Origin of the sequence: Candidatus Magnetobacterium casense (assembly GCF_000714715.1) — a bacterium.
Lineage (GTDB): Bacteria > Nitrospirota > Thermodesulfovibrionia > Thermodesulfovibrionales > Magnetobacteriaceae > Magnetobacterium > Magnetobacterium casense.
Genome location: NZ_JMFO01000003.1, coordinates 160,979 through 184,016, shown reverse-complemented (window position 1 = coordinate 184,016; position 23,038 = coordinate 160,979). Strand labels below are relative to the sequence as shown.

Here is a 23,038-nt window from a genome sequence, read left to right as displayed (position 1 = left end):
TGGTAAAAGGTTTCGCAGGAAGGGGTCAAGAGGACTTCTTCATGGTCGGGGTGCCTCACCCCTCCCCTTGCAGGGTCTGAGGGGGGGCAGAGCCGCCCCCTTCTTTCTTTTGCTACCATGAAGGTTGCCGTGTACGGTTCGTTGGGGATTGCGCGGCACGTCCTGGATGCAGCCAGGGTGCGTGGTGTTGAGATTGCCGCTGTCGTGGATGCCGACCGGCAGCGACACGGGCAGACGCTCTGCGATTACACGGTTGCACCGGTGAGCAAGCTCAGGGAGGTCAGCTTTGACGGCATCGTACTTGCCACGTTTGATTGGCAGGTGGCCAGAGACGCCATCTCAGGTGTTGCCGGATACACGCATGAGGCACTGTATAACGACGTATTCTGGGAGCCGTTCTTCATCCAGGCAGAGCCGACGACAAAGTGTACCTACACCTGCCCTTCATGCAGCAGGGACACCCTGCCCGATGGCAGGAGAAACCGAAACATGTCCTTTGACGACTTTGAACGACTGATCACCCGTTTTCCAACCGTAAAGCGCCTGCAACTCCAGGGACTTGGCGAACCCACCCTAAATCCCGCACTCATCGAAATGCTCAGGTTGAGCAAAGACAGGGGAATCAACACATCGATAACGACCAACACCTCTGCCCTGCGGCGTAACATCGAAGGAGGTCTCCTGAAACACCTCGACAAACTGATCGTCTCCATAGACACGCAGGGACAACGAGACATCAGGCGGCGGTATCTCACGGAGATCGCACCAGCGTTGAGTGTCCGGACGTCGGGAGTCCCCAGGGTGGTCTTTAACTTTGTCGTCGTCGGTGACAACGTTGATAAGCTCGCGTTGCTGTACGACTTTGTAACCGAGGCCTCACCCGATCAACTGCATATCCAGTTTGTGGAGAACTGGTACATAGCAGGGCAGGAGGGGTTTGAATCGATGTCCGCATTTGTGGCCAAATCTTTAGAGGTTGAGGGTGAGATCATAGCGCAGGTAAGGGCATACAGTGCCAGGCTTGCCAGGTCCGGGATAGCGGTTACGTATGGCGGCTCACAGCGCAGACGAGGGGTGTGTTGGTGGCCATTTTTTGGATGCTTTATCTCCTGCGATGGCTTCGTCACACCATGCTGCATACGGATGCACCCGGAGGTCTTCAGCATGGGCAATGCCCTGGAAGGAGACATTGGAGGCATCTGGTATGGCACGGCATATACTGAACTTCGTTGCAGCATGTTCTCAACCAACAACAGCATCCTCTGTGGCACCTGCCCGCAGTGAATGAAAAATGAGTTCCGGGGCTATCCATAGGTTTCTCAACTGGCTTGCCGGCCTTTTGTTTCCGCAGAGTTGTCCAATGTGCTTGCAGCCCTCCGACAGCATCAGAACTGCCCCTATCTGTAGCATGTGCTGGTCAACGCTCAGGCCTATAACGGGCAAGCACTGTAGTGTCTGTTGCAGACCACTTGCCGAGTCTTCAGACGACGACTCCGACGTCATGTGTCAAGACTGTAGGGATGTGCGACCCTTGTACAGGGCAGCGTTTGCCTTTGGGGTCTATGAGGGCGTTTTAAGGGAAGCCATCATCAGGTACAAGTTTTCCCCCATCAAGCGCCTTGCAGGGCCATTGGGCGACCTTATCTGTTCACTGCCCATACCAAAAGTTGACTTGATAACGGCAATTCCGGTGACAAAGCAGAGGCTCATAGAGCGAGGATTTAATCAGACACTACTCTTGGCGCACCGTCTTTCAGGGGAGTTTGGTATCGCTGTTGCGGATGATGCTGCCTTAAAGATTCGGGAGACGGGGCATCAGGTGCATTTGTCCAGGGAGGAGCGCCTTCATGCGCTCAAGGGGGCCTTTGAGGTCTCAAGGGATGTCAGGGGCAAGCGCATACTGCTCGTTGACGACGTCCTGACCACCGGTGCAACCGTCAACGAATGCACCAAAGTCTTGCTGGATGCCGGGGCCAAAGAGGTCTATGTGGCAGTTCTGGCAAGGGCTGTAAGGTAAACTATTAACAATTCATGAACGTTTCCAATGCGATTGTCCTGGTAGCACCCCCTTGCCTCTGTTTTGGGGTGCATAAAAATATGTTGACAAATCATTTCCAGTTATGATAGTCTGTCGTATGTATGAGTGCAAGACAACAGAGGGTGTAGCGGGGCAGCATTCAGAGGGGCTTACCGTTAGTCACAAGTCACAAGTCACAAGTCACAAGTCACAAGTCACAAGTCACAAGTCACAAGTCACAAGTCACAAGTAAGTCTACTTCTTCCATTTTATTTTGTCAACATATATTTTTTAATAAGGGAGCCTTTGCGGACTTGTGAGGGATGCGTTGCCGTAGACAAGAAAGGATGGCGCAATGCCTGTGACTATGTCCGAATTGAGATGTCAGCAGATAGGGGAGTTTGCAATGGCACAGTATGAGCACCTCCCAATATACAAGACAGCATTTGACATGTCAATATATATCGACAATATTGTCAGGGGATTTTCAAGGTATAACAAATACAGTATAGGTTCAGAGATGAGGGAGCTATCCCGTATGGTTATACGATTAATAATACGAGCCAATTCAGAGACAGACAAAACAGACACCCTTGCGAAACTCAGGGATACAGTTGAGGAGCTGAGGGTAATACTCAGACTGGGCAAGGAGATAAGAGTATTTAAGAATTTTAATGCCTTTAAGCGTCTCATAGAAGACGTAATATCACTAAGCAGACAGTGCGAGGGTTGGTTGAAATCGGTAAGAGGTAAGAAATAATGCCAGAGCTGACTTTTCTTTTCCGCTGTAAAGCAACGGCTGAAACAGAGAGTCGGGCGAGCATAGATAACCACTGTGCGCCCATCCCGCCTTATAGGCATAAGCAGGTAGTCAGGCATACCGAAGAGGATTACCTGATGAAAGACACACAAGAGGATGTGCTAATGTGCAGACAAACAACTACTGGTCATCTACTCCCAATGCTAACAATACATCCAACGCGTGGAACGCCAACATGAACGACGGCAACGTGAACAGCAACAACAACGTCAACAACAACAACAGCGTATGGCCAGTGCGCTTGGGAGAGTGGTTAGAACCTCTTTTTTCTTTTGAGAACCTCTACGGTTGTTACCTAAAGTGTAGACGCAATAAGCGAAACACAATAAATGCGTTGAGGTTTGAGATAAACGCCGAAGAAAGGTTGTTCGACCTTTCGGAGGAGCTAACGACAATGGCATATAGTCCCTCTCGCACTGTCTGTTTCGTATTAGAAAGGCCTAAGATGCGGGAAGTTATCGCCTCTGACTTTAGGGATAGGATCGTGCATCATGCGCTTGTGGAGAGACTTGAGGCAATCTACGAACCGGTATTCATCTACGACTCCTATGCGTGTAGAAAACATAAGGGAATACACGGGGCAGTCCAAAGGGTTAAATCATTTATAAGGAAGGGAAGCGATAACGGTAAACAGAAGCTGTACTACCTGCATATGGATATAAAGAACTTCTTTATGACAATTGAAAAGGGTATCCTATACAGTCTGTTGCAGAGGAAGGTAAGGGACGAAACCCTACTCTACCTGTCATCTGTAGTTATTCAACATAACCCTACACAGAACTGTCTGATAAAGGGCAACAGGAGGCTCCTGAAACACTTGCCTATACACAAGAGCCTATTCAATGCCCCTGACAACCGTGGTCTACCGGTGGGTAACCTGACAAGTCAGTTCTTTGCAAACGTGTACCTAAACGAACTTGACCAGTATGTAAAACATACCCTCAAGTGTAGATACTATGTCCGATATTGCGACGACTTTTTAATACTCCATACGTCCAAACAGTGGCTTGACGAGGTCAAGGAAAAGATACGAATGTTTATCGAGGGCCGGCTATCTCTTGCCTTAAACGAAAAATACAATTCCGTATATCCGGTGATTAACGGTATAAATTTCCTTGGTTACATAATTCGGCGTGAATATACACTTGTGAGGAGGCGTGTTGTGAATAATCTAAAGACGAGGCTTGATGACTATGAGAAACAGCTTCTTATAGAAGTAAACGGGATGAGACGATTCATATACGCCTACGATATACTTGAGAGCATGCGTAGCGTGCTTGCATCGTACTTTGGACACTTAAAGTGGGCCGATACGTATAATCTAAGGAGCGACATACTCAAGCGATACAGCTTTCTTAATGAGTATTTCTCATTTGATAACGAGTGTATAGTCCCACGCTATAGATTTGCGACTCATTTTAAGACATCAAAGATGCAGTATATATACTACAGTGGTATGTTTAGGGACTCGGTACTTTTTTTTCAGGTAGGGTGTTTCTATGAGTTTTATGAGGAGCCTGTCTCCGAGATAAGAGAGGTTCTAAACCTGACAAGGATGAAGGAGAACAATAAGGGGGTGAAGTATGGATTTCCGATGAGACACGAGGGTGTTTTTTTGAGACGACTGATGCAGGTAAGGACCAGGTCGGTGTTAATCGTGAAGGAGACGGGCGATTATGTAAGCAGGATAAAGGAGCGACTTCCGGTATGTCGCATAGAGACGATGTGAGTGTTTACTCTGAAGAGGATATTTAACTATGAGACACGTATTACGTGTTAAGGATTAAAATGGAGGGTTGTATGTTTAAAGTCATAAGGGTGGTAGGAGTAGCTGTGGTGCTTTGCACGGTTTTTCTTTTGGGTATCGTGTCTGCCGAGGAGACATTAACACGGTTGGCTGTCTCCACATATACGGAGGATAAGATAGAGGGCTACACAATTGACGTTGGTAAGACCAAAGACACCCAAAAGCCTGGAGTCAGGTTTTCAGCCGTGAATGGACGGGCAGATGAGGTAATCGATATAAACCTGCTATTGAACGACAAACAGATAAACGTAAGAATCGGCTATGGAAGCAAAGAAGGTGATTTCCATATCAGCGCTTATGATAGCAACAATCCAGTAGCGATGCTCACGGAAGAAGACAACGTCCTTGTAAATAAGGCACTGCACGTGGTGGCAAGTGGACTAAGAGGTTCGACACTTGTAGAGGATAAGTTGGTGCGCACTTTAAACCTTATGGACAGTTGGCCAAGCAATCTGCCGTTAAATATCCTTGAGATCGTCAACCTTACAACGAGGTCAGAGACACCACAAGTCCTGCCCTGGTGTGGATTTAGTTTTTCTTTATTTACAGGAAGCGCTAATCTGTGCAGTGTTTTTAGTAAAACAGACCTTACACAAGATGCGACATATACAAAGGTGGGTGGAAACATCTGCTCAATTCCGCCGTACCTAATAGCTATCCTTGTAAATGTTGGATATGTTTCAGGTGGCGTCTCAGATATAGCCGCAATTTTAAACACGGTATTTCAACCGCCTTCAGATGCTAATGATACTATAACTGAAGCTACGTTATTTGGCGGAGATAAATGTATGGGGCGTTGTGGCAAGGGATGTATACCTGCATCCATATGGGATTTGGATAGTATTCCTAATCGTGGTGTGAATATATACACGCAGGCTTGTCTTAATCACGATGTCTGTGTCGGTAAGGAGAAATATTCTTATTTCGATGCACGTTGTAATTGGATGTTTTTGTTTGCGATTAAGGACTTTATATCTGGCCCAACCTGCGACTTTGCTCCTACACTCGTGTACCCTTTAAAAGATAATATCCCTGCTAATGGTACTTCGACCAAGATTACTTTCCAATGGAATACAAATTTTCCTGGGGCTACGAAATATTATCTTACTATAACTTCAAAAGGTCAACTAACAGTAAATGTAAAAGACTTTTGTACATCAAACAACACGGGAGGATGGAAATCTTCTTGCTCATACGAGGTTGATAATTTTGCTCAAGGAAAATATAGTTGGAATGTACTTCCTATTTATGCAGATGGCACAGTTGGCGAATTAAGTAGTACTTATACGTTCAATGTAGTAAATTCACCCACTCCAACCCCTACACCGACTCCCACACCAACTCCAGGTGGCAAGCGCTTTACGGATAACGGCGATGGTACGATGACCGACTCCGTTACCGGCCTGATGTGGTCGCAGAATTCGGCACCTATTGTGTCTTCCTGTAGTTCATATGGTAGTTTAACCAATGGTTATAATTATATGGAATGGAGTCAAACCCAGGACTTTGTGAAATGTCTGAACAATGCTAAATACAAGGGGCATAGCGACTGGCAGGTGCCAAGCATTCAGCAGTTGGCAGGTATATGCAATAAAACTGGCGATATCAGTTGGTTGCCAACTGTTCTTTCAAATTATTGGTGGGACTATTGTAACATGGACAGTGAAGGTAAAGGTTATGCAGTTAATATGATGTCCTGGCTTAACGATCAGGGGTTTAATGTGCAGACAGACTACTACTGGTCATCTACTCCCAATGCTAACAGTACATCCTACGCGTGGTACGCCAACACGTACGACGGCCACGTGTACAGCAACGTCTACGTCTACAACGACAACAGCGTATGGCCAGTGCGCTTGGGACATTGATCATTTGGTTATTTGGTTATTTGGGGTACAGGGGCGAAGCCCCTGTCGAATTTAATTTTTTCGATATTTGATAATTAAAGTCACTTAGTGAGGGGTTTAATGAAAAAAGACACGAGTTCAATGGTCTTGTATAAAAGGTTTGTATTCAAGGGTTTTATGGTGGCGTTTGCCCTTGTCCTCTGTTTGAGTACAGGCAACCTGTACGCTGAGGACTATCAATTCAAGACCCAGTGGGGCGGAAATGGCACGGGTAACGGGACGTTTGGTCTGGCATATGGTGTGGCAGTGGACAAATCCGGCAACGTCTACGTGGCAGATTCCTTGAACAACCTCATCCAGAAGTTTGACTCAAACGGCGGTTTCAATAGCCAATGGGGCGGAAGCGGCACTGGCTATGGGATGTTTAACTCTCCAGTTGGTATAACGGTGGACCTTGGTGGTTATGTTTACACGACTGACGCCGGCAACAACCTCATCCAGAGGTTTGACTCAAACGGCGTTTTCAAGAGCCAATGGGGTGGCAGCGGCACAGGCAACGGAACGTTTAACACACCATTTGGCGTGACAGTGGCCGTCAACGGCTATATTTATGTGGCAGACACCTTAAACAACCTCATCCAGAAGTTTGACTATGGCAACACTTTCATAACACAATGGGGTGGAAGTGGTACAGGTAACGGCAAGTTTAATGCCCCATATGGTGTAGCAACTGACACTATAGGCAATGTTTACGTGGTAGACACCTTAAACAACCTCGTCCAGAAGTTTGACTCAAGCGGCACTTTCAGCATCCAATGGGGCGGCAGCGGCGCAGGCAACGGAAAGTTTAACAACCCCACTGGTATAGCAGTTGACAGCTCCGGTGATGTCTACGTGGCTGATTCCTTAAACAACCTTATCCAAAAGTTTGACTCAAGCGGGGTTTTTAAGACTCAGTGGGGTGGAAGCGGTACGGGTAATGGTAAGTTTGCCATGCCATTTAGCGTAGCAGTGGACAGCTCCGGTAACGTCTATGTATCAGACGTCTTAAACAATCTCATCCAAGCATTTACTGTAACTTCAACGCCGACACCAAATTTATACACTCTCACCGTCACGAAGACCGGCACCGGCACGGTGACCGCCTCAACGGGCACCCTAACCTGGAACGAAAACACCGGCACGACAACCTACGCCAGCGGGACGTCCGTTACCCTGACCGCAACTCCGACGCAGGACTCAAAGTTCGGGGGCTGGACGGGATGCGACTCCACAAGCGGCAACCAGTGTACCGTAGCGATGTCGTCAAACAGGAGCGTCTCCGTCAGCTTTACCCAGGGCGTCTGCCTGCTGTGCAGAATCCCCAGGATGGATTTTAACGGTAACGGCAAGAGCGACATACTGTGGCGGAACATGTCAAACGGCATGATCTACACGTGGCTCATGAACGGTATCAACATAGCAAACGGCGGTTCACCGGCAACGCTCGGCGACGAGTGGCAGATCGAAAGCATGGGCGACTTCAACGGCGATGGCAATACGGACATCGTCTGGCGTAACACCTCAACCGGGATGGTCTACATCTGGCTCATGGGCGGGGCTACGGTAGCAAACGGCGGTTCACCGGCAACGCTTGGCCATGAATGGCAGATCGAAAGCATCGGCGACTTCAACGGCGACGGCAAGAGCGACATAATGTGGCGCAATACCTCCAACGGAATGGTCTACACGTGGTTCATGAATGGTACTGAGATAGAAAGCGGCGCCTCGCCATCGTCTATGTCGCAGCCATCGGCGGTTGACTCTGCCTGGCAGGTGGTAAGCTCAGGCGACTTTGACGGCGACGACACCAGCGACGTCCTGTGGATAAACACCTCAACCGGGATGACCTACATCTGGTTTATGAACGGTAAGGCCGGAGGTTCCCCGGGTACGGTTGGGACTCAGTGGCAGATTGCGTGCGTGAGCGATTTTAACGGTGACGGCAAGACCGACATCCTGTGGCGCAACATATCAACCGGCGTGGTCTACATCTGGCTCATGGACGGCGCCACAATAACGGGTGGCGGTTCACCGGCGACGCTTGGCCTGGAGTGGCAGATAGTCAACGTGGGCGATTTCAACGGTGACGGCAAGAGCGATCTCCTGTGGCGCAACACCGAAAACGACATGGTCTACACTTGGCTTATGAACGGCACAACCATAACCGGCGGCGATCTGACGGCCAAGGCCGGCCCTCAGTGGCAGATCATAAGCGTGGGTGATTTTAATGGCGACGGCAAGAGAGACATAGTCTGGCGTAATACCGCAACCGGAGAGATATGCATCTGGCTCATGGATGGCACGCAGTTGTCGCTTGGCGGCTTACCGGCGGTACTCGGTACGGAGTGGCAGATTCAGTAGGTTGAAGAAAGATAAGAAGGTGGGAAGGGTTCTGTCCCCCTTTATGCCGGGGGCGCTGACCCCTTTTATGCCTGGGGGCGCTGCCCCCTTTTTACACGAGGCTCTAGTCGTTATAGCAAATTTCTATTGGATTAAATACAAAACATGTGGCATTTTTTACGGGGTCAAGGGGGCTGTGCTCCCTTGCTGGGGGGTCTAAAGGGGGGTGGAGCGGGTGGGGCACGATTTTCCAGCAGCAGGTCGCACCTGCCCCTGCCACAAACCACCCCTTTCTTTGTATCGGATGCAAACGAAACACGCTATAAGCTACTGTACTGCACGTACTGGCCAGACAAAGTACTGGTACGTTTTATTTGTGTAATCTACGGCACCGCTGGCCAGGAGGACTACACAGGCGTAGGGATTATAGATACTGTACGTGTCGGCGCTCCAGTAGTATTGTGACTGTGCCGACGTAAACGGATGTCCCTGTGGCAGGGCAAGTGGCCAGGCCATTGAGCGATCAATCAGGCTTACAAGTTCTCTGCTATTGGGCAATCTCCAGTTGTTGTATCCCAGGTAGTTTCCGGCGTTGAGACACCGCACGTAGTCGAGGGCCTCTTGCCAGGCCTTGATTCCGCCCGTGCATGTGCCAACTAATGGCGTGGAGGTATCTTTGACCCACATCAAGGCCGTGAGATTGTCGGTGATGGTGCCGTTGCTGTTGTCCTTAAAGCGTGGAGTTGGCCATGCAGCGCCGGTTTTTAGTGCGCCATCATCGCCGGGGGCAAGGCTGGTAGTCTGTCCCGTTTGCGGGAGGCTGGCCACTACCGCTGCATCTGCCGTGCGAACTGGCCAGAAGAATGCGTTTTTGAATATTTTGTCATCGTAGAACACAATGCCGTTGCCCATCCCAACGACCCATGCAAAGGACGTCCTTGGTGCATAGGAGGTGGATGACCAGTAGTAGTATGGTTGCACGCCCTTAAACCCCTGCGTGTTGAGCCAGTCGGCGGCAAGTGAGTATTCGGCGTTGAGGAGGCTTGACAGCTCATTGACGTTTGGCAAACGCCAGTTGGTGTAATTCCTTGCGGCGCCCTTGTTGAGCGAGTCAACGAGATTCAGTGCCTCCTGCCACGTCACCTTACCACCGGCCATGTTGGCATTTGACATCCACATCAATCCCGTAAGTTTGTCCGTAACCGTGCCGTTGCCGTTGTCCTTAAACCGGGGGGTCGGCCACGCAACACCGGCCCTTATAGCCCCGCCGTCGCCATCGACGTAGCTGGTGGTCTGCCCCGTTTGCGGGAGAGTTATCGTCGCCGCTGCCGCAGACATCGGCAGCACAATCAGCAACAGGAGTATAACACTCAAACGTTTTATCATTCTCATATGCCTCCTTCCTGTATCTGATTTTCATATTTGAAAATCATTTGTTTTGGCTCAATAAGGTAAAACTGGTTCATTAATATTGAAAGGTGATATCATTCTCTTTTTTTCTGCTAAATCTATCAATTCGTCTAAATCCATAGTCGCCTCTGGTGAGCTAGCTAACACACTATGAACTTGTTCTATTACTTCTGGATTCCCGTATGGTAGAAAACGAAACACCGAAGCAGCTAAGTAAGCATTATCTATTTCAAATGCCAACCATTTCCTGTTTAATTGTTCTGCCACAGCTCCAGTCGTGTTTGACCCTGCGAAAATATCTAGAACAAGGTCATTGGACTCAGTCAGAAACTTGATAAAAAATTCTGGTAATTTAGCAGGAAACCGCGCTGGATGTCCCTTTATTTTCATGATTGCGCAATACCTTAAATACTGAGAATTACTTTCCGTATTTGGAATCTGAAGCATGTTTGATGGTATGGCTCCGCCGTTATCAAAACCAAAACCGCTGCTAATATCGTGTCCGGAAGGTCGTTTTTTAGGTGTATAGAAACTTGCACTGTCCTCAATCAATTTTTTCATTCTTTCTGAATATGGTGCTAAAACGTTTTTTACATTAGCCTTTGGAAAATCAGTTTTAGATAGCCACCAGATGGTATTAACGGCATCTTTGACACGGATCTTTCTCTTATTAACCCATTCAATAGGTGAAGGCAGTTTCGCCGGGTTGAACCAAAAAAACTCCTCAGCCAAATGCCATCCTTGTTCGTCACACATCCTGATGAGAATACGGTAATTATATAATGACCTTATGGGTCTAGCTTTTTGATATGCTCCTCCTAAATCTAAAACAAAACTTCCCGTATTTTTAATAACACGTTTTACTTCCTGAGTAAATAAAAGCAACCAGTCCACATATTCGTTTTGCTCTCTGTTACCGTATTCTTTTTGCCTTTGCAGGGCAAAAGGAGGAGATGTTATGACCAAATCAACGGAATCGTCATTAATTTTTCTTAACAATTCCATAGAATCTCCAACAACCGCTCTGCCAATTTTTGTTCTGTAAAGATATTTAGTATTCATTTAGTTTATATACCCAGCTTGTCATAATCTTCCATAATACCGTAACGGCAAAATAGACCTCTGGATATTTTGTCTTTAGTTTTTCAATATCAGTAATATATCTGCTCTCTCCCTGTGTCCCAATGATATAGGAAATCCAGTGCTTTGAATCATCATCAGATAGAGCATTGATTAACTGGTCAAGGACTATTGAGTTAGACTTAGTTAACGCCCATGCAATACCTGGCTTTTGGATGGCAGTTGATTTTGTGAAACTATTCAATATCTCAGGGCTATAGTTTTTGGTAAGCTTTGCCAAAGATCGGGCAGCTTCTATCTTTATATTTTCGTTTACCTCAGAGAAGCTCCTAACAAGGGCATCGAGTGCAGTCTTATTTTTCAGTTCGCCTATACCCCATGCAGCAGCAGCTCGTATTTCCGGATCATTATTATTATCATTTAAGATATCACAGAGCATTTTACATGAGGTATCTGTCTTAATCTCGGCTAATACGATTACTGATTCAAGAACATTTTGCAGGTAACTGCTACCGATACACTTTTTTATAAAATTATATCCTTGACTTATTCCAAATCGTGCGAGGCTTGCCGCCGCTTCCAGCTTTACATAAATATGTTCATCCGGATTGTCTAACAAACTTGACAAGTTTGTCTGAACTTCAGAATTGTTAAAAAAAGAAAGGGCTTTTGATGCAGTATATCTCTCGCTAAGAGCCGGATTGGATAAATTACCTAAAAAGTAATTATAGTCAACTGAATCACATGAAAAGGTCATAGAAACGGGAATAACAGAGGCCAGCACCTGATTCTTATGAACAATGTCCCCGGTATGCACAAGGGGGATCATCTTTAATCCTTTTTTAGAAGTCTTCAGACTTATTATTCTGCCATCCTTTTCGCGCTCATACTGTATTCTTTCAGCCGTTGATTCTTTAATAATACCATCTGCTGAAGCAGTGGCAGCAGGCCAGGTAATTCTGGCCTCAAAGCCTTCTTCTGACCCTTTAGGCTTAACATATAAGACCATCTTTTCCTTCTCTGCTAGTCTTAAATTCTTAATTGAAACAAACTGGATTAAATTATCAGCCTGCCAGTCAATAGGTCTTTCACCAATTTTGTCACATACCACAAATGCGACGTAGTCATTATCCTTCATGCCATAGTCCCATCCCCTCTCCGGGTCAGACAGAGAATGAGACATTGATATCTCCAGTTTGGTTTTTGCTCTGGATTCTATCCTAATCCCACACCTAACACAAAGGATATCAGGCACCCTGATTCGTTTAATTTTTATCTTTTTCCAAATCTTATAATTCATTGAACCTCTTTCAAGTTCAATGGGGTCCAATTCTTGATTTTGAAGATATTCAAAAACCTTCTTAGCGCCTATCGCACCAATAGAGATTTTTTCAAGAAAACTTTCGTCTGATTTAAAGGAAGTCATAACTATTAACCAATATTTTTTCGACAATTTCTTTTCCACGGTTGAATGAGAATATCCCTGCAATTATCATTTAGGTCTGTTCCTTGATTAGCCATTCTATAGGGATTTGAGAAACACGTTCCCTTCCTGTAGGTTTATAAATTTCTTTATTGATAGGGCGTATTTTAAGAGTTCCTTCGTAATATGAGTTTAATCGTTGTTTCGTGATCTCACAATACTCTGTATCTTTATCTATGCCCATTGCTTTACGTTGATGTTTAACAGCGGCAATCAGTGCGGAACCCACCCCACAGAAAGGGTCCAAAATCCAATCGTTTTCATTTGTAAATGCAAGTATACATCGTTCTATAAGTTCTATCGGGAATTGACATGGATGAGAGGTTTTTTCCGGATGATTTGATTTGACATTGGGAATTTCAATAATGCCGGATTCAAATTCCTCTGCAATAATTTCCCAGAAATCAGAAGGATTCTTCCCCAAAGGATTGCAACTAGGTTGTCCACGTTTTTCTCCCTTATAGTGACGTTTACCAGGATATTTAGACGGAATTCTTACCGCATCAAGGTTAAAAACGTAATCTTCAGATTTGGTAAACCATAACAGGGTTTCATAACGTCCTGAAAATCTATGTGAGGCATGTAACCCATGACCAAAATGCCACACGATTCTATTACGAAGTATTAGCCCCATTTTCTTAAAGATGGGATAGAAATAAATATCCAGAGGGAATACCTCGCGATTGTTTATATAGTTTCCAACTTGCCAACACAAGCAGCCCGTTTTACTCATAACTCTTACCAGTTGACTGATTATTGTCTCTTGCCATTGTATATATTCTTGCAAAGGCAGTTCCTTTTCATAATTTTTACCCATATTGTAAGGCGGTGAACTAACAATAAGAGAAAAGGTATTATCCGGTAATTTCTGGCAGGCATTTAGCACGTCATCCTTTGTTACAACAAGCCGTGCATCAATCTGAAATGAGTCATAAATTGCAGGCATATCTTCAAACATATCAACTTATCCTTAAGGTATCACATGAAAATAGGGGCAATATATCTCATGCCTTTTTGCTTATAGAGTAGACGAAGGCGAGGATTTCTGCTACGGCCTTGTACAGGTCATAGGGAATCTCCTGGTAGAGGTCGAGTGCGGAGAGGATTTCGATAAGTTGCCTGTCCTCTGTAACGGGGATGCCGCTTGCCTGGGCCATTTCAACTATCTTGTCGGCCACCGTGCCAGCCCCCTTGGCCACCAACCTGGGGGCGCCGGGAACACCAGGCTTGTACTTTAATGCTGCGGCTTTGCGGGGTTTTTCATTCATACTTGGGATGACTCACACCACAAGGTCTAAGGCCCTGGTGTTTTTGGCCTCTGCAAAGTCGATCTTTTCCTTTACTGCCACGTTTATGACCTTGAGGGACAGGCCGACCTCTTCAAAGCGTCTTTCAAGCTCGTACTTGTGGATAGCGATCAGGTCCTTGGTCTCAGGTCGCTCGGCATGGAAGGATATAAAAAACACCCGATCCGAAAGCGTTGCCGATATCGACAACTTCCCCAGTTGCCGGAGATTGAGGTTGATGTCACAGGTAAAGGTCTTTTTGGAGGAATACTTGTTTTTCTTGAACAACATCTCACCATCCCTCAACCCTTGCCAGGAAAAGGGCAAGAACGAGTAGACCATGTCATTGGCCTTTGAGGAGACCTGGAAATACTCTATGTGCTTGATCAATCGCTCCACAATGTCGGGGATGTCGTCTTTTCTGCCGACAGAGTATTTCAGGATATCGGCGACCCTACCCTCAGACAGCACGTCCTGGAGCCTGAACAACAGGGCCTTTTGATCATCGGCAAAGTTGATCGCCGTTTTGGGTTGTTCTTGCTTGATGGGGTCATGTGTCTGCATTATATCAAGCAGTCTCTGTTTGAGATATATCAGCGAGTCTCTGAGTTTGCCATCCAGGGGTAATTGTAACGCCAGTTCTACCTTTTCCAGGGGGGCATTGAGCAGTTGTCTGAGGTCGATATCACTCTTGACATCCTGCAGGGCATAGAGTCCCTCCTCAGCCTTAAAGACGATGGTGTTTAGCGCCCCCCTTATGTCAAACTTAAGTCCCTGAAGCTCCTCAAGCCCCAGGGTTGCCACGTTGATGACCCCATGCAGGGTCTCCTTTGCAAGCAACACATCAGGGGCCTGCTTTATCTCCTGCATGACGGCGGTCTTGAGCTTTGATTCAAACAGCACGCCCGCCCCCTCTATGACTGACTTCAGGAGGTTGGCATCTATCTGCTCTATGTCTGGTGCGAATTTGGAAAACATCGAAAATTCCGGATAGTTACTCTTAATGCTAACGGGTATGGCGTCAAAGGCGGCCTTGAGGGTTTTGAGGTCTTCACTCTGGAGTTTGGCGTCTGATAGCTCTGACAGCAGGCTGAAGACCCTGAGTTGTAACTGCTCTAGTGGGGTTTTGGTGGGTGTTTCCTGTCCGCCAGTTTCCTGCTCACCCTTTTCCGTGCCCAGGTACCTGAACTTGACCTCTTTGCCTGAGCCAAGCACCTCGAGGACAACCTTATCACCCTCATTTAGCGGTACGTTGGTCTTGGCCGTAACGACACCACCCTGGACACCAGCCCCCTTGCCAGGCGGTGGGGTTATACGCAACATAACCATCCCGGACTCTATCACGTCCAGGACATCGGCCATCATCACATCGCCAGACAATAGCGTTATCGGTCTGCTCTCAGTGCGTAAGACAGTGACAATACTATCGGACTTGGCTAAACCGTAGTTTTCTATCATACAGCCTTAGATGTGGTGACTATAGTTTATCCAGGACAATCTGTATGCCTCTCATTTTGGCGGCATTAAAGACAAGCGGTCCCCTGAAGTTTGCGATTACCCGTCCATTGTCTACCCTGATGATAACAAGGACAACCATGTCGGCATCATTGTCTACTTCCAGGTACTTTTTGGTAGCGGTATCAATGGTCAGGGTAAAATCAGCCGATACAATAGTCGGGTCCGTAACGATAAAGGCTATATCAGGGTCGTCGATAGCCTGTAGCCACTTAAGCGGGGTATCCCTGTGATCGACCAAGATATACCGCTTGAGTTCTGCAAAGCCCAGCAGACCCTCGGGGAATTCTATGATTTTACTGGTTTGTATTACGAGAGGACCAAACCGCGTTGTTTCAAATAAAATACTATTACTGTATTGCATTTTTTATCTCGTCAAAGTCGTTTTTGGTCAACCCGGCAGATAGTAAGTTTTCTGCCTTTATCCTTTCATACAGTTCCTTTCTGTATATTCTGACACCGTTTGGTGCATCTATTCCCAGCCTGACCTTATTGCCTTTTATTTCTACGATAGTGATAGTGATAAGGTCACCCAGCTTTATTGCCTCTTCTGACTTCCTTGTCAATACGAGCATCTTGCCCTCCTTTTAAAGCACAATTCTTTTTCTTAAGCAATGCAAATATGCAATACACTATGAGTCTGAACAAATTCAGCTATACGGTTATTATAGAACAAATCAGTAAAGAAGTACATCTTTTTTTCTCTGCGTGGGGGGTGCAATTTACTTTAGAAAGTCCAGCAAGGACTGTGACAATATCTGGGCCGATGTCTGCCTCAGAGCCTGGAGGGCCACCTCTGTTTTTGATATATCACTCATGACTTCAGCCATATCGGCATCCTCGACGTTGGACTTTACCGCCTCAACCCCCATGGATGAATCTTCGTTGGCCTGCCGTGTTGAACTGATGTAGTTTAACCTTGCCCCGACGGTTGAGCGCACGGTTGTCGTTTTATCCAGGGCGAAGAAGACACATTTTTGCAGAGCCGAAAGCCTTTCGATGTTATCGGTATTTAGGGCAATTTCGATCTCTTTGGCCATATCGATGTAATTGGTAAAGCTCAACTGGTCGTAGCCGGCAACCGTTGGGTCGCTTGAAGTGCTCATGACAATAGTGATCTGTGCGCTGCTGGCTATGGAGGAGATGTGGGCAAAGTTACCGGTATCCACACGCATGGACTCCGAGCGTGGCAGGGACATGGCAAAGGCATCCGTACCGGTTATGTTTTCGGTTACCCGACCGGTCAGGCTTATATCCACGTTGATCTGGTTGGCATCTCCGAGGTAGGTGTAGGAGCCGCCGGCGTTAGTGGCATAGCTGGAGGTGTAGGCGTTGAAGCCTGAGAACAGGTATCTGTCTCTGAACTTGCTGTTTGACAGGTTATAGAGGGCATCTTTGAGGACTGCTATCTCTTTTGCTACATCTTGTCTGTCAACGGGGCCTCGTGAGCCGTTTGAGGCATCTATCATCAGTTCGTGCATGCGCTGTAGGTTATCCGTTACGGCCTCAAGGGCGGAGTCCGTTGCCTCCAGGAAGGAGCGTGCATCGTCCATGTTTTTTCTGTACTGCTCGTTGTGATTGAGCGTGAGTTTGTAGTCGAGTACCTTCTGCATTCCTATGGTGTCATCAGAAGGTTTATTTATCTTAAGCCCGGAGGCCAGTTTTCGTTGCACCTCGTACAGTTTGGCGAAGTTGCCCTGAAAGCTCTGCTTGGTGCGGTCATATATCATAAACGTGGAGACTCTCATAGGTTCACCAGAGTTTTGAGCATTTCGTCGGTTACGCTTACAAGTCGTGCGGCGGCCTCAAATCCCTTCTGGAAGCGGATGATATTCATGGCCTCCTCATCCAGCGATACGGCTGACACGGAATTACGTCGTTGTGTAAGCTCGTTGAACATGTTTGCTTCAAACGTATTGGTGTCCTTGGCTGCCCTGCTAAAGCCTCCCGTGGTGACAACGAAGGCGGAGTAGAAATCGCTGAACGTACTGTTTTTCATAGACGAATTGGTAGCGTGTTTGAACTCGGCCAGTTGCACGGCTGCCAGGGCATTTCTGTTATCGCCGGGTAAGCCTGGTGAGCCTAATGCCGCTGCGATCTTTTCTATATCGGTTATTGCAACACCGCTATTTTTAATTGCCAGGTCTATTGGGGAGAGTTTAAAGACATCCCCTGCCTGCGGGGCCGCAGAAAAGCTCATCTGGATGCCGTCTACGATCAACGTGTTGGCTGTCGTGAGAGTGCCACTGACGGTAGTCTTTTCCTTTATATCGTAGAGGTCGTATGTGTTGGTGCCCGTGAATCTCACCTCGTATTCTTTGTAGGTAAGCGAGCTTCTGTCGAATATTATCGCACTGACGTCGGTGACGGTCGTGCTGTTGTAATTTATGACGGTTGGTGAGTAGGAGTTAAACAGGTCATACCCTTTGGCTGCAACGTAGAAGGTATCGTTTGCTGCCGGGGCTGTTGAGAAATTTATATCCATACCATTCAAGCTGATGGTTGAACCGTTGTAGGCATTACCGCTGCTTGATAGTTGTCCGTTTCTGTAGACATCGTATGTCGTCCCTGTTGCCGAAAACTTGATCTGATATTCACCGGGGATAAAGTTTGTAAAGTTAGTGATACTCGTTGAGGATATAACGCCGGTGGTGGTTGCCGCAGGGGTATTATTGGTCAGGGTGAAGTCGGATTGTGTGGAGTTTAGTCCAAAGCCCGTGGACTGGATGATATTTACTTCGTTTGTGAGGGAGCCGACAATCCTTCTCATGTTTGAGATGGCAAAGGGCACTCCGCTCTGGTCGGAGTTCTTTAGTTCGAGCAAGGCGCCTAGTCTGCCGTTAGTTATCTTGTCGGTGACGTCGATGTCACCCACGGCAACACTGAACTTGCCGGCTGCCGTCTTGGTGCCCTGCATGGGATGAACTATGTTGCCACTGACGAGGTTTCTCTGGCCTACGATCACGTTGACTCGCCCAAATTCATCTTCGAAGCTGTCAAACTTCACCAGTTCGGCGAGTTCTTTCAAGGCGCCTGTTCTCTGATCACGGAGGTTATTTGCCTCGTGCGTTGAGCCGGCCTCTGTCTGGGCTATATTTAGGTTCAATCGTGCTATTGTATCCGCCAGTTTATTGATATTGTCAACTACGGCAGGAATTTCCTTGTCCACGGAGGCGGCCAGGTCGGTCAGCCTCTTTTCGATCTCCTTGCCCTTATCGACGAGTTCGGTTGCCTTTGTCAGCAGGAGGTTTCTCTGGGCTGAGGCACCGGGGTTGGTGGCTATCTCTTGCCAGGCATTAAACAGGTCTGTGATTATGCCGCCAAGTCCGACACCTGTTTGTTCATTGAGGGCGTCTTCCAACTTGGAGTACGTGTCATCCAGCATTGCACTTCTGCCCATGTTGGACTTCTCGTAGATCAACTGCGTCTCTATGAACTTGTCATACCGTCTCTTGATATCGGCAACATCCACTCCCCTGCCGATCTCCCCAACATGCGTCATCAGCGGGGATGATATCTGTAGTATTGTATCCTGTCTACTGTGATCCGGGGTATTGACATTGGCGATGTTGTTGGCCGTAACTTCCAGGCCAGTCCTGGATGCCATTATTGCCGACCTTGCTATGTCAAACAAAGCTGTAACAGACATTTAAGCCTCCTTTGTAATGAAGAACCCCTTTCTGACAACATTTGGGTTAATCCCGAGGGTCCTCAGAAAGTTCAGGTTATTTTTCAGATAGTTTATCGAACGTTCTATCAGAATCTTGTTGTAGTCGTTTAACTCTTCAATACCTTGGAGCAGCGATCTCAGCTTTGAGCGGATATCAAGGAACACACTATCACCGGTTATCTCTGCCAGTTCTTTGAGACTGATGTCGGCTTTGATATTTGTGTAAACCTGTTGATTGTTACCATCGTTGGTACCGGCTTGTATCTGCCTGGCCTTTACCTCTTTTGATGCCTCCAAAGAATATTTCCTCATGAGCCTGACCCTTTCGTCCTCCAGCAGCCTTAGCTTTAGCACGAGGGTGTCTTTCTCCTTCGAAAGTCTTTCGACGCTCTGTTCGTTAAAGTCAACCAGAGACTGCCGCTCTACCTGCAAGAGTTCAAACAACGCCTTATACCCAAGGACCTGCTCATTGAGAATTTTCTTTAAAGCATCGGTTGTTTTCATGACATCTCTTGCAGCATTTTAGCGGCAATGGCCTTTGAGTCAATACTGTAGGTACCGTTTTCGATGGATTCCTTGAGTATCTTTATCTTGTCCATTCGCTGCTCGGGGAGCTGATCTATTCTCCCTCTTATTTCTTCAAAGTCCTTTGCCCGTGGCGAGAGGTTGACCTTGTCGGAGGTCGTTACTTTCTCCACGCTTGACATTCCACCCCCGCCGGCATAGGGTTCGGCCCTGTCTATCCTTTTAACAGGACTGATGGCCTCTTTGCCTTCCGGTGGTTTATTACCATATATCTTCATCTCTATACCTCCTTTAAGGAAAGTTGTTTTCTATAACTTACTATCGGTACTTAGCTCGGATTTCTTTAAGGAGCCTTTATCCTGTTGGGGATCCCCTGAATCCTTGGTAGCCGGTTTCTGTTTTGAACCACTTTCCTCGTTCAACCTGTTCAGTTGCTCTACGAAGGTATCCTGAAGGCCGAGGCCGCGTTGAGCCATAAGCCTCGCTATCTCTGTATCAAAAAGGTTCACGTACATCTCCGCACCCAACCCCTTGCCCACCATCGGTCCGCAGGCAGACCTCATCGCCTTGACCATTTGCTCGGCAAACAGTGCTTCCATCTCTCTGGCGATCTCCTTTATTGCCTCGGGGTCCTTTTTGCCCTTTATGTTGCGCAGGGCGGTCATGGGGTTTGCCGATAGTCCGTTAACCGTTTTCATATTAATTTATCCTCTTTATAGTATCTCTAAGTCAGCCGACAGTGCACCTGCCGCCTTTATTGCCTGCATTATCGCTATCAGGTCCCTGGGTGAAACACCCAGCTTGTTTAAACCTGCTACTATATCGCCAAGGTTTGTGCCGGAAATCTTGGACAACGACACCTTGGTGCTTTCCTTTACACTGACGCCGGGTTGCACCGACTGCCCGCCCATGGCCTGGAGCGCCACATCGGTGGGAGTGGCCTCGGTTATCTCTATGGTCAGGTCTCCGTGGGCAATGGCCACAGGCAACAGTTTGACGTTTTCGCCGATAACCACGGTGCCCGTGCGTTCGTTTATGATCACCTTTGCCGGAACATCTATGCTCACATCAACGGCCTCGAGGTTATTGACCAGACTTACGACATCACCCCTGTACTGTTCCGGTACCGTTACCTTCACCGATGAGGGGTCAAGGGTCTGTGCGTAATCACCCTTGAGGTGTTTATTGATAGCGTTTTTTATATTTGACGCCGTTGTAAAGTCCGTCTTGTTAAGGACAATGGTGAAGTCTTCGGCATTTGCCAGGTCGTAGCCGAACTCTTTTTCTATCGTTGCCCCCTCGGGGACGTTGCCCACCGTGGGGAAGTTCTTCTGCACCGTGGCCCCGCCACGTCCCGCCGCAAACCCGCCTATTGACACGCCACCCTGGGCAAGGGCATAGACCTTACCATCGGGGCCCTTAAGCGGTGTCATAAGCAACACACCTCCCTGGAGTGACTTGCAATCCCCTATGGCCGACACGGTGGCGTCTATCTTTCTGCCTACCTTGGGGAACGGGGGCAGCTTGGCCGTTACCATTACGGCGGCCACGTTCTTGGACACAACGTCCTTCTGGTCTATCGTTATGCCCATCTTATACAGCATGTTGGTCAGACTCATGAGCATTGCACCCTTCTTATCACCCGTGCCGGTCAGGCCAACGACCAATCCATAACCCACCAATTGATTTTCCCTGATCCCCCTGATGCTTGCCACGTCCTTGAGACGCTCGGCGTACAACTGAGAGGTTGGCAGCAACACCATCACTATCAGAATGACAAGGGCGATTGTCCTGCCGCCGTTGCCCTGCCCCATGCTGCGGAATCTTATCTTGGCTGACTTATTCATTAGAATGGCCTTGCCTGTCCAAACAGTCTACCCAACCACCCTGGTGTCTGTAGCTCCTGCAAGAGGCCGTCTCCCACCAGGTACAGCCTGACGTCGGCCACCTTTTGGCTCATCACGACGTTGTTGGCATCCACGTCGTTGGGTCTGATGATACCCTGCAGGACGAGTATCTGCTTTTCGTAGTTTATTGTGATCTCCTTGCGTGAATCTATGATGAGGTTACCGTTGGGTTGCACCTCCATGACCCTGGCCGTGATGGAGCCCAGGAAGCTGCCCTCCTGTTTTACCTCACCCTTGCCGCTGAACTTGTCCTTGTTGCTGGTTGCCAGTTGGGGGTTGGTTGCGGAACCCTTTACAAGGCCGGCAGCCTGGGATGTAACGTCAAAGAAGTTCGACAATGCAGAGTTGTAACTGGACTCCTTGTCTGCGGTGGTCTCTTCCTTGGTGTTGGCCTTGATGTTTTCAACGATCTTTATCGTCACCAGGTCGTTTACCCTTCTGGCGCGACTGTCTTCGTAGAGGCTTGCCGTGTCGCTGTAGAGCGACCCCTGTTGTTGCGGGTCCCTGGCAGCCGCAGGGGCATATACGTAGGACGGCGGTGACGATGGCAACTTGCTTGCCGGTGTTGAACAACCACTTGCCAGCAGCACTGCAAACCCCACCGATAACCAGACCGTTGATGATATTATTTCCTTGAACTTTGTCATTGCTTATCTCTCCACTCTTACGGTATGACTGTCAATAACTTTGCCAACGACTATTTTTTTTGACGATGGATTTTCAATCTTGATCGATTTTCCAACGTTGCCATTGTCTCTGGCTATGCCTTTTACCGTGATCCGCACGGTACCGCTTTCATACAGCATCATCACTTCCTGTCCCCTCTTGATGGCGTAGAGGTTATCAAGGACGCGCTCGGTAATGGCACGGTTGACGGCAACTGAACGGGTAAGTGTCCTGCCTGTACACTCGCTCTCCTCTGTTATGGCACCAATGGGTATCCTCTTGATGTTTACCAGTTCCTTGTAGACATCGCCATCATTGATTACATCGCCCTTTTTTAGTGCCCTGCGTGCATTCACCACCCAGTCGTAGGCATCGACGTCTACCACGTAGTTTATCGTATTCCCTGTGGGGAAACTCAACTGAAAGGTCGCCCTTCCAGGGACCTTGCCACTGAGCAGCGCTATCCCCTCGGGGGCATCAGGGGGCAGGGTCTCAGGTTCATTTACGGATTGCACCCGCACCTCTGACCACGGATAGTTGTCCCTGATGTAGTCGGTGACAACCCCCTGGGCAGACCACCCGCTTAACACTGCCGCTAATACAAAGGCTACCATTATTGCACG

Annotated in this window: 22 protein-coding genes; 6 read left to right on the top strand and 16 right to left on the bottom strand. The window is 47.8% G+C overall.

All coding sequences use genetic code 11. The annotated features are described in order from the left end of the window. The first annotated feature begins 129 nt into the window (after nucleotides 1-129). The 6 genes from Mcas_RS02525 (at nucleotide 130) to Mcas_RS16115 (ending at nucleotide 8,894) form a co-directional block, all read left to right on the top strand. The gene (locus tag Mcas_RS02525) at nucleotides 130-1,284 is read left to right on the top strand and encodes a radical SAM/SPASM domain-containing protein (RefSeq protein WP_162176237.1); all 1,155 of its coding nucleotides are present in this window, start codon (nucleotides 130-132) and stop codon (nucleotides 1,282-1,284) included. Between the two features lie 7 nt (nucleotides 1,285-1,291). Continuing rightward, nucleotides 1,292-2,017, top strand: coding sequence for a ComF family protein (locus Mcas_RS16125; protein ID WP_081853549.1), 726 nt, complete (start codon nucleotides 1,292-1,294; stop codon nucleotides 2,015-2,017). 406 nt (nucleotides 2,018-2,423) lie between these two features. Next, nucleotides 2,424-2,777, top strand: a complete 354-nt coding sequence (locus Mcas_RS02515) for a four helix bundle protein (protein WP_162176236.1) — start codon at nucleotides 2,424-2,426, stop codon at nucleotides 2,775-2,777. A gap of 166 nt (nucleotides 2,778-2,943) precedes the next feature. Continuing rightward, the gene (locus tag Mcas_RS16120) at nucleotides 2,944-4,566 is read left to right on the top strand and encodes a reverse transcriptase domain-containing protein (protein ID WP_052566739.1); all 1,623 of its coding nucleotides are present in this window, start codon (nucleotides 2,944-2,946) and stop codon (nucleotides 4,564-4,566) included. 71 nt (nucleotides 4,567-4,637) lie between these two features. Continuing rightward, on the top strand, nucleotides 4,638-6,512 hold the full coding sequence (locus tag Mcas_RS02505) for an Lcl C-terminal domain-containing protein (protein WP_040333875.1): 1,875 nt from the start codon (nucleotides 4,638-4,640) through the stop codon (nucleotides 6,510-6,512). 99 nt (nucleotides 6,513-6,611) lie between these two features. Continuing rightward, nucleotides 6,612-8,894, top strand: a complete 2,283-nt coding sequence (locus Mcas_RS16115) for an FG-GAP-like repeat-containing protein (RefSeq protein ID WP_052566738.1) — start codon at nucleotides 6,612-6,614, stop codon at nucleotides 8,892-8,894. A 306-nt stretch (nucleotides 8,895-9,200) separates the two neighbouring features. On the opposite strand, the gene Mcas_RS02490 is transcribed toward Mcas_RS16115, so the two are convergent. The 16 genes from Mcas_RS02490 to flgA form a co-directional block, all read right to left on the bottom strand. After that, nucleotides 9,201-10,259 carry an Lcl C-terminal domain-containing protein gene (locus tag Mcas_RS02490; RefSeq protein ID WP_040333873.1) on the bottom strand — a complete coding sequence of 353 codons (1,059 nt, stop codon included), beginning with the start codon at nucleotides 10,257-10,259 and terminating at the stop codon, nucleotides 9,201-9,203. Between the two features lie 57 nt (nucleotides 10,260-10,316). Next, nucleotides 10,317-11,345 (bottom strand): DNA-methyltransferase, encoded by a 1,029-nt coding sequence (locus Mcas_RS02485; RefSeq protein WP_040333872.1) that lies wholly within the window; start codon nucleotides 11,343-11,345, stop codon nucleotides 10,317-10,319. Next, a complete protein-coding gene (locus Mcas_RS02480; RefSeq protein ID WP_040333871.1) occupies nucleotides 11,335-12,828 on the bottom strand; it encodes a HEAT repeat domain-containing protein in 1,494 nt (497 codons plus the stop codon). Before Mcas_RS02480 ends, Mcas_RS02485 begins: the two co-directional genes overlap by 11 nt. Nucleotides 12,829-12,859: 31 nt before the next feature. After that, complete coding sequence (locus Mcas_RS02475) at nucleotides 12,860-13,804, bottom strand: DNA-methyltransferase (protein ID WP_040333870.1); 945 nt, start codon at nucleotides 13,802-13,804, stop codon at nucleotides 12,860-12,862. 46 nt (nucleotides 13,805-13,850) lie between these two features. Then, nucleotides 13,851-14,114, bottom strand: coding sequence for an EscU/YscU/HrcU family type III secretion system export apparatus switch protein (locus Mcas_RS02470; protein WP_040333869.1), 264 nt, complete (start codon nucleotides 14,112-14,114; stop codon nucleotides 13,851-13,853). A gap of 12 nt (nucleotides 14,115-14,126) precedes the next feature. Further along, on the bottom strand, nucleotides 14,127-15,590 hold the full coding sequence (gene fliK / locus Mcas_RS02465) for a flagellar hook-length control protein FliK (protein WP_081853545.1): 1,464 nt from the start codon (nucleotides 15,588-15,590) through the stop codon (nucleotides 14,127-14,129). Nucleotides 15,591-15,609: 19 nt separating this feature from the next. Further along, a complete protein-coding gene (gene fliW / locus Mcas_RS02460; protein ID WP_040333867.1) occupies nucleotides 15,610-16,011 on the bottom strand; it encodes a flagellar assembly protein FliW in 402 nt (133 codons plus the stop codon). Next, nucleotides 15,998-16,222: a carbon storage regulator CsrA gene (gene csrA / locus Mcas_RS02455; protein ID WP_040333866.1), complete on the bottom strand. Its 225-nt coding sequence runs from the start codon at nucleotides 16,220-16,222 to the stop codon at nucleotides 15,998-16,000. The genes fliW and csrA overlap by 14 nt, the downstream gene beginning before the upstream one ends. Before the next feature lie 147 nt (nucleotides 16,223-16,369). Continuing rightward, on the bottom strand, nucleotides 16,370-17,395 hold the full coding sequence (gene flgL / locus Mcas_RS02450) for a flagellar hook-associated protein FlgL (protein ID WP_081853544.1): 1,026 nt from the start codon (nucleotides 17,393-17,395) through the stop codon (nucleotides 16,370-16,372). Continuing rightward, nucleotides 17,392-19,296: a flagellar hook-associated protein FlgK gene (gene flgK, locus Mcas_RS02445; RefSeq protein ID WP_040333864.1), complete on the bottom strand. Its 1,905-nt coding sequence runs from the start codon at nucleotides 19,294-19,296 to the stop codon at nucleotides 17,392-17,394. The genes flgL and flgK overlap by 4 nt, the downstream gene beginning before the upstream one ends. After that, entirely contained in the window at nucleotides 19,297-19,821 is a 525-nt protein-coding gene (locus tag Mcas_RS02440; protein WP_040333863.1) for a flagellar protein FlgN, read from the bottom strand. Beyond that, nucleotides 19,818-20,120: a flagellar biosynthesis anti-sigma factor FlgM gene (gene flgM, locus Mcas_RS16110; RefSeq protein ID WP_052566737.1), complete on the bottom strand. Its 303-nt coding sequence runs from the start codon at nucleotides 20,118-20,120 to the stop codon at nucleotides 19,818-19,820. Before flgM ends, Mcas_RS02440 begins: the two co-directional genes overlap by 4 nt. A 30-nt stretch (nucleotides 20,121-20,150) precedes the next feature. Next, nucleotides 20,151-20,540 carry a rod-binding protein gene (locus Mcas_RS02430; RefSeq protein ID WP_040333862.1) on the bottom strand — a complete coding sequence of 130 codons (390 nt, stop codon included), beginning with the start codon at nucleotides 20,538-20,540 and terminating at the stop codon, nucleotides 20,151-20,153. A gap of 15 nt (nucleotides 20,541-20,555) precedes the next feature. Then, nucleotides 20,556-21,689, bottom strand: coding sequence for a flagellar basal body P-ring protein FlgI (locus tag Mcas_RS02425; protein ID WP_200873615.1), 1,134 nt, complete (start codon nucleotides 21,687-21,689; stop codon nucleotides 20,556-20,558). Further along, entirely contained in the window at nucleotides 21,689-22,396 is a 708-nt protein-coding gene (locus Mcas_RS02420) for a flagellar basal body L-ring protein FlgH (protein ID WP_052566736.1), read from the bottom strand. Before Mcas_RS02420 ends, Mcas_RS02425 begins: the two co-directional genes overlap by 1 nt. A 3-nt stretch (nucleotides 22,397-22,399) precedes the next feature. Next, the gene (gene flgA / locus Mcas_RS16105) at nucleotides 22,400-23,029 is read right to left on the bottom strand and encodes a flagellar basal body P-ring formation chaperone FlgA (RefSeq protein ID WP_052566735.1); all 630 of its coding nucleotides are present in this window, start codon (nucleotides 23,027-23,029) and stop codon (nucleotides 22,400-22,402) included. Between the last annotated feature and the right edge of the window lie 9 nt (nucleotides 23,030-23,038).

What these genes read in the sequence shown, in the direction of transcription:
- Mcas_RS16125 (WP_081853549.1), top strand. Translation starts at nt 1,292, where the DNA reads ATGAGTTCCGGGGCTATCCATAGGTTTCTCAACTGGCTTGCCGGCCTT.
- Mcas_RS02515 (WP_162176236.1), top strand. Translation starts at nt 2,424, where the DNA reads ATGGCACAGTATGAGCACCTCCCAATATACAAGACAGCATTTGACATG.
- Mcas_RS02505 (WP_040333875.1), top strand. Translation starts at nt 4,638, where the DNA reads ATGTTTAAAGTCATAAGGGTGGTAGGAGTAGCTGTGGTGCTTTGCACG.
- Mcas_RS16115 (WP_052566738.1), top strand. Translation starts at nt 6,612, where the DNA reads ATGAAAAAAGACACGAGTTCAATGGTCTTGTATAAAAGGTTTGTATTC.
- Mcas_RS02490 (WP_040333873.1), bottom strand. Translation starts at nt 10,259, where the DNA reads ATGATAAAACGTTTGAGTGTTATACTCCTGTTGCTGATTGTGCTGCCG.
- Mcas_RS02485 (WP_040333872.1), bottom strand. Translation starts at nt 11,345, where the DNA reads ATGAATACTAAATATCTTTACAGAACAAAAATTGGCAGAGCGGTTGTT.
- Mcas_RS02475 (WP_040333870.1), bottom strand. Translation starts at nt 13,804, where the DNA reads ATGTTTGAAGATATGCCTGCAATTTATGACTCATTTCAGATTGATGCA.
- Mcas_RS02470 (WP_040333869.1), bottom strand. Translation starts at nt 14,114, where the DNA reads ATGAATGAAAAACCCCGCAAAGCCGCAGCATTAAAGTACAAGCCTGGT.
- fliK (WP_081853545.1), bottom strand. Translation starts at nt 15,590, where the DNA reads ATGATAGAAAACTACGGTTTAGCCAAGTCCGATAGTATTGTCACTGTC.
- fliW (WP_040333867.1), bottom strand. Translation starts at nt 16,011, where the DNA reads ATGCAATACAGTAATAGTATTTTATTTGAAACAACGCGGTTTGGTCCT.
- csrA (WP_040333866.1), bottom strand. Translation starts at nt 16,222, where the DNA reads ATGCTCGTATTGACAAGGAAGTCAGAAGAGGCAATAAAGCTGGGTGAC.
- flgL (WP_081853544.1), bottom strand. Translation starts at nt 17,395, where the DNA reads ATGAGAGTCTCCACGTTTATGATATATGACCGCACCAAGCAGAGCTTT.
- flgK (WP_040333864.1), bottom strand. Translation starts at nt 19,296, where the DNA reads ATGTCTGTTACAGCTTTGTTTGACATAGCAAGGTCGGCAATAATGGCA.
- Mcas_RS02440 (WP_040333863.1), bottom strand. Translation starts at nt 19,821, where the DNA reads ATGAAAACAACCGATGCTTTAAAGAAAATTCTCAATGAGCAGGTCCTT.
- flgM (WP_052566737.1), bottom strand. Translation starts at nt 20,120, where the DNA reads ATGAAGATATATGGTAATAAACCACCGGAAGGCAAAGAGGCCATCAGT.
- Mcas_RS02430 (WP_040333862.1), bottom strand. Translation starts at nt 20,540, where the DNA reads ATGAAAACGGTTAACGGACTATCGGCAAACCCCATGACCGCCCTGCGC.
- Mcas_RS02425 (WP_200873615.1), bottom strand. Translation starts at nt 21,689, where the DNA reads ATGAATAAGTCAGCCAAGATAAGATTCCGCAGCATGGGGCAGGGCAAC.
- Mcas_RS02420 (WP_052566736.1), bottom strand. Translation starts at nt 22,396, where the DNA reads ATGACAAAGTTCAAGGAAATAATATCATCAACGGTCTGGTTATCGGTG.
- flgA (WP_052566735.1), bottom strand. Translation starts at nt 23,029, where the DNA reads ATGGTAGCCTTTGTATTAGCGGCAGTGTTAAGCGGGTGGTCTGCCCAG.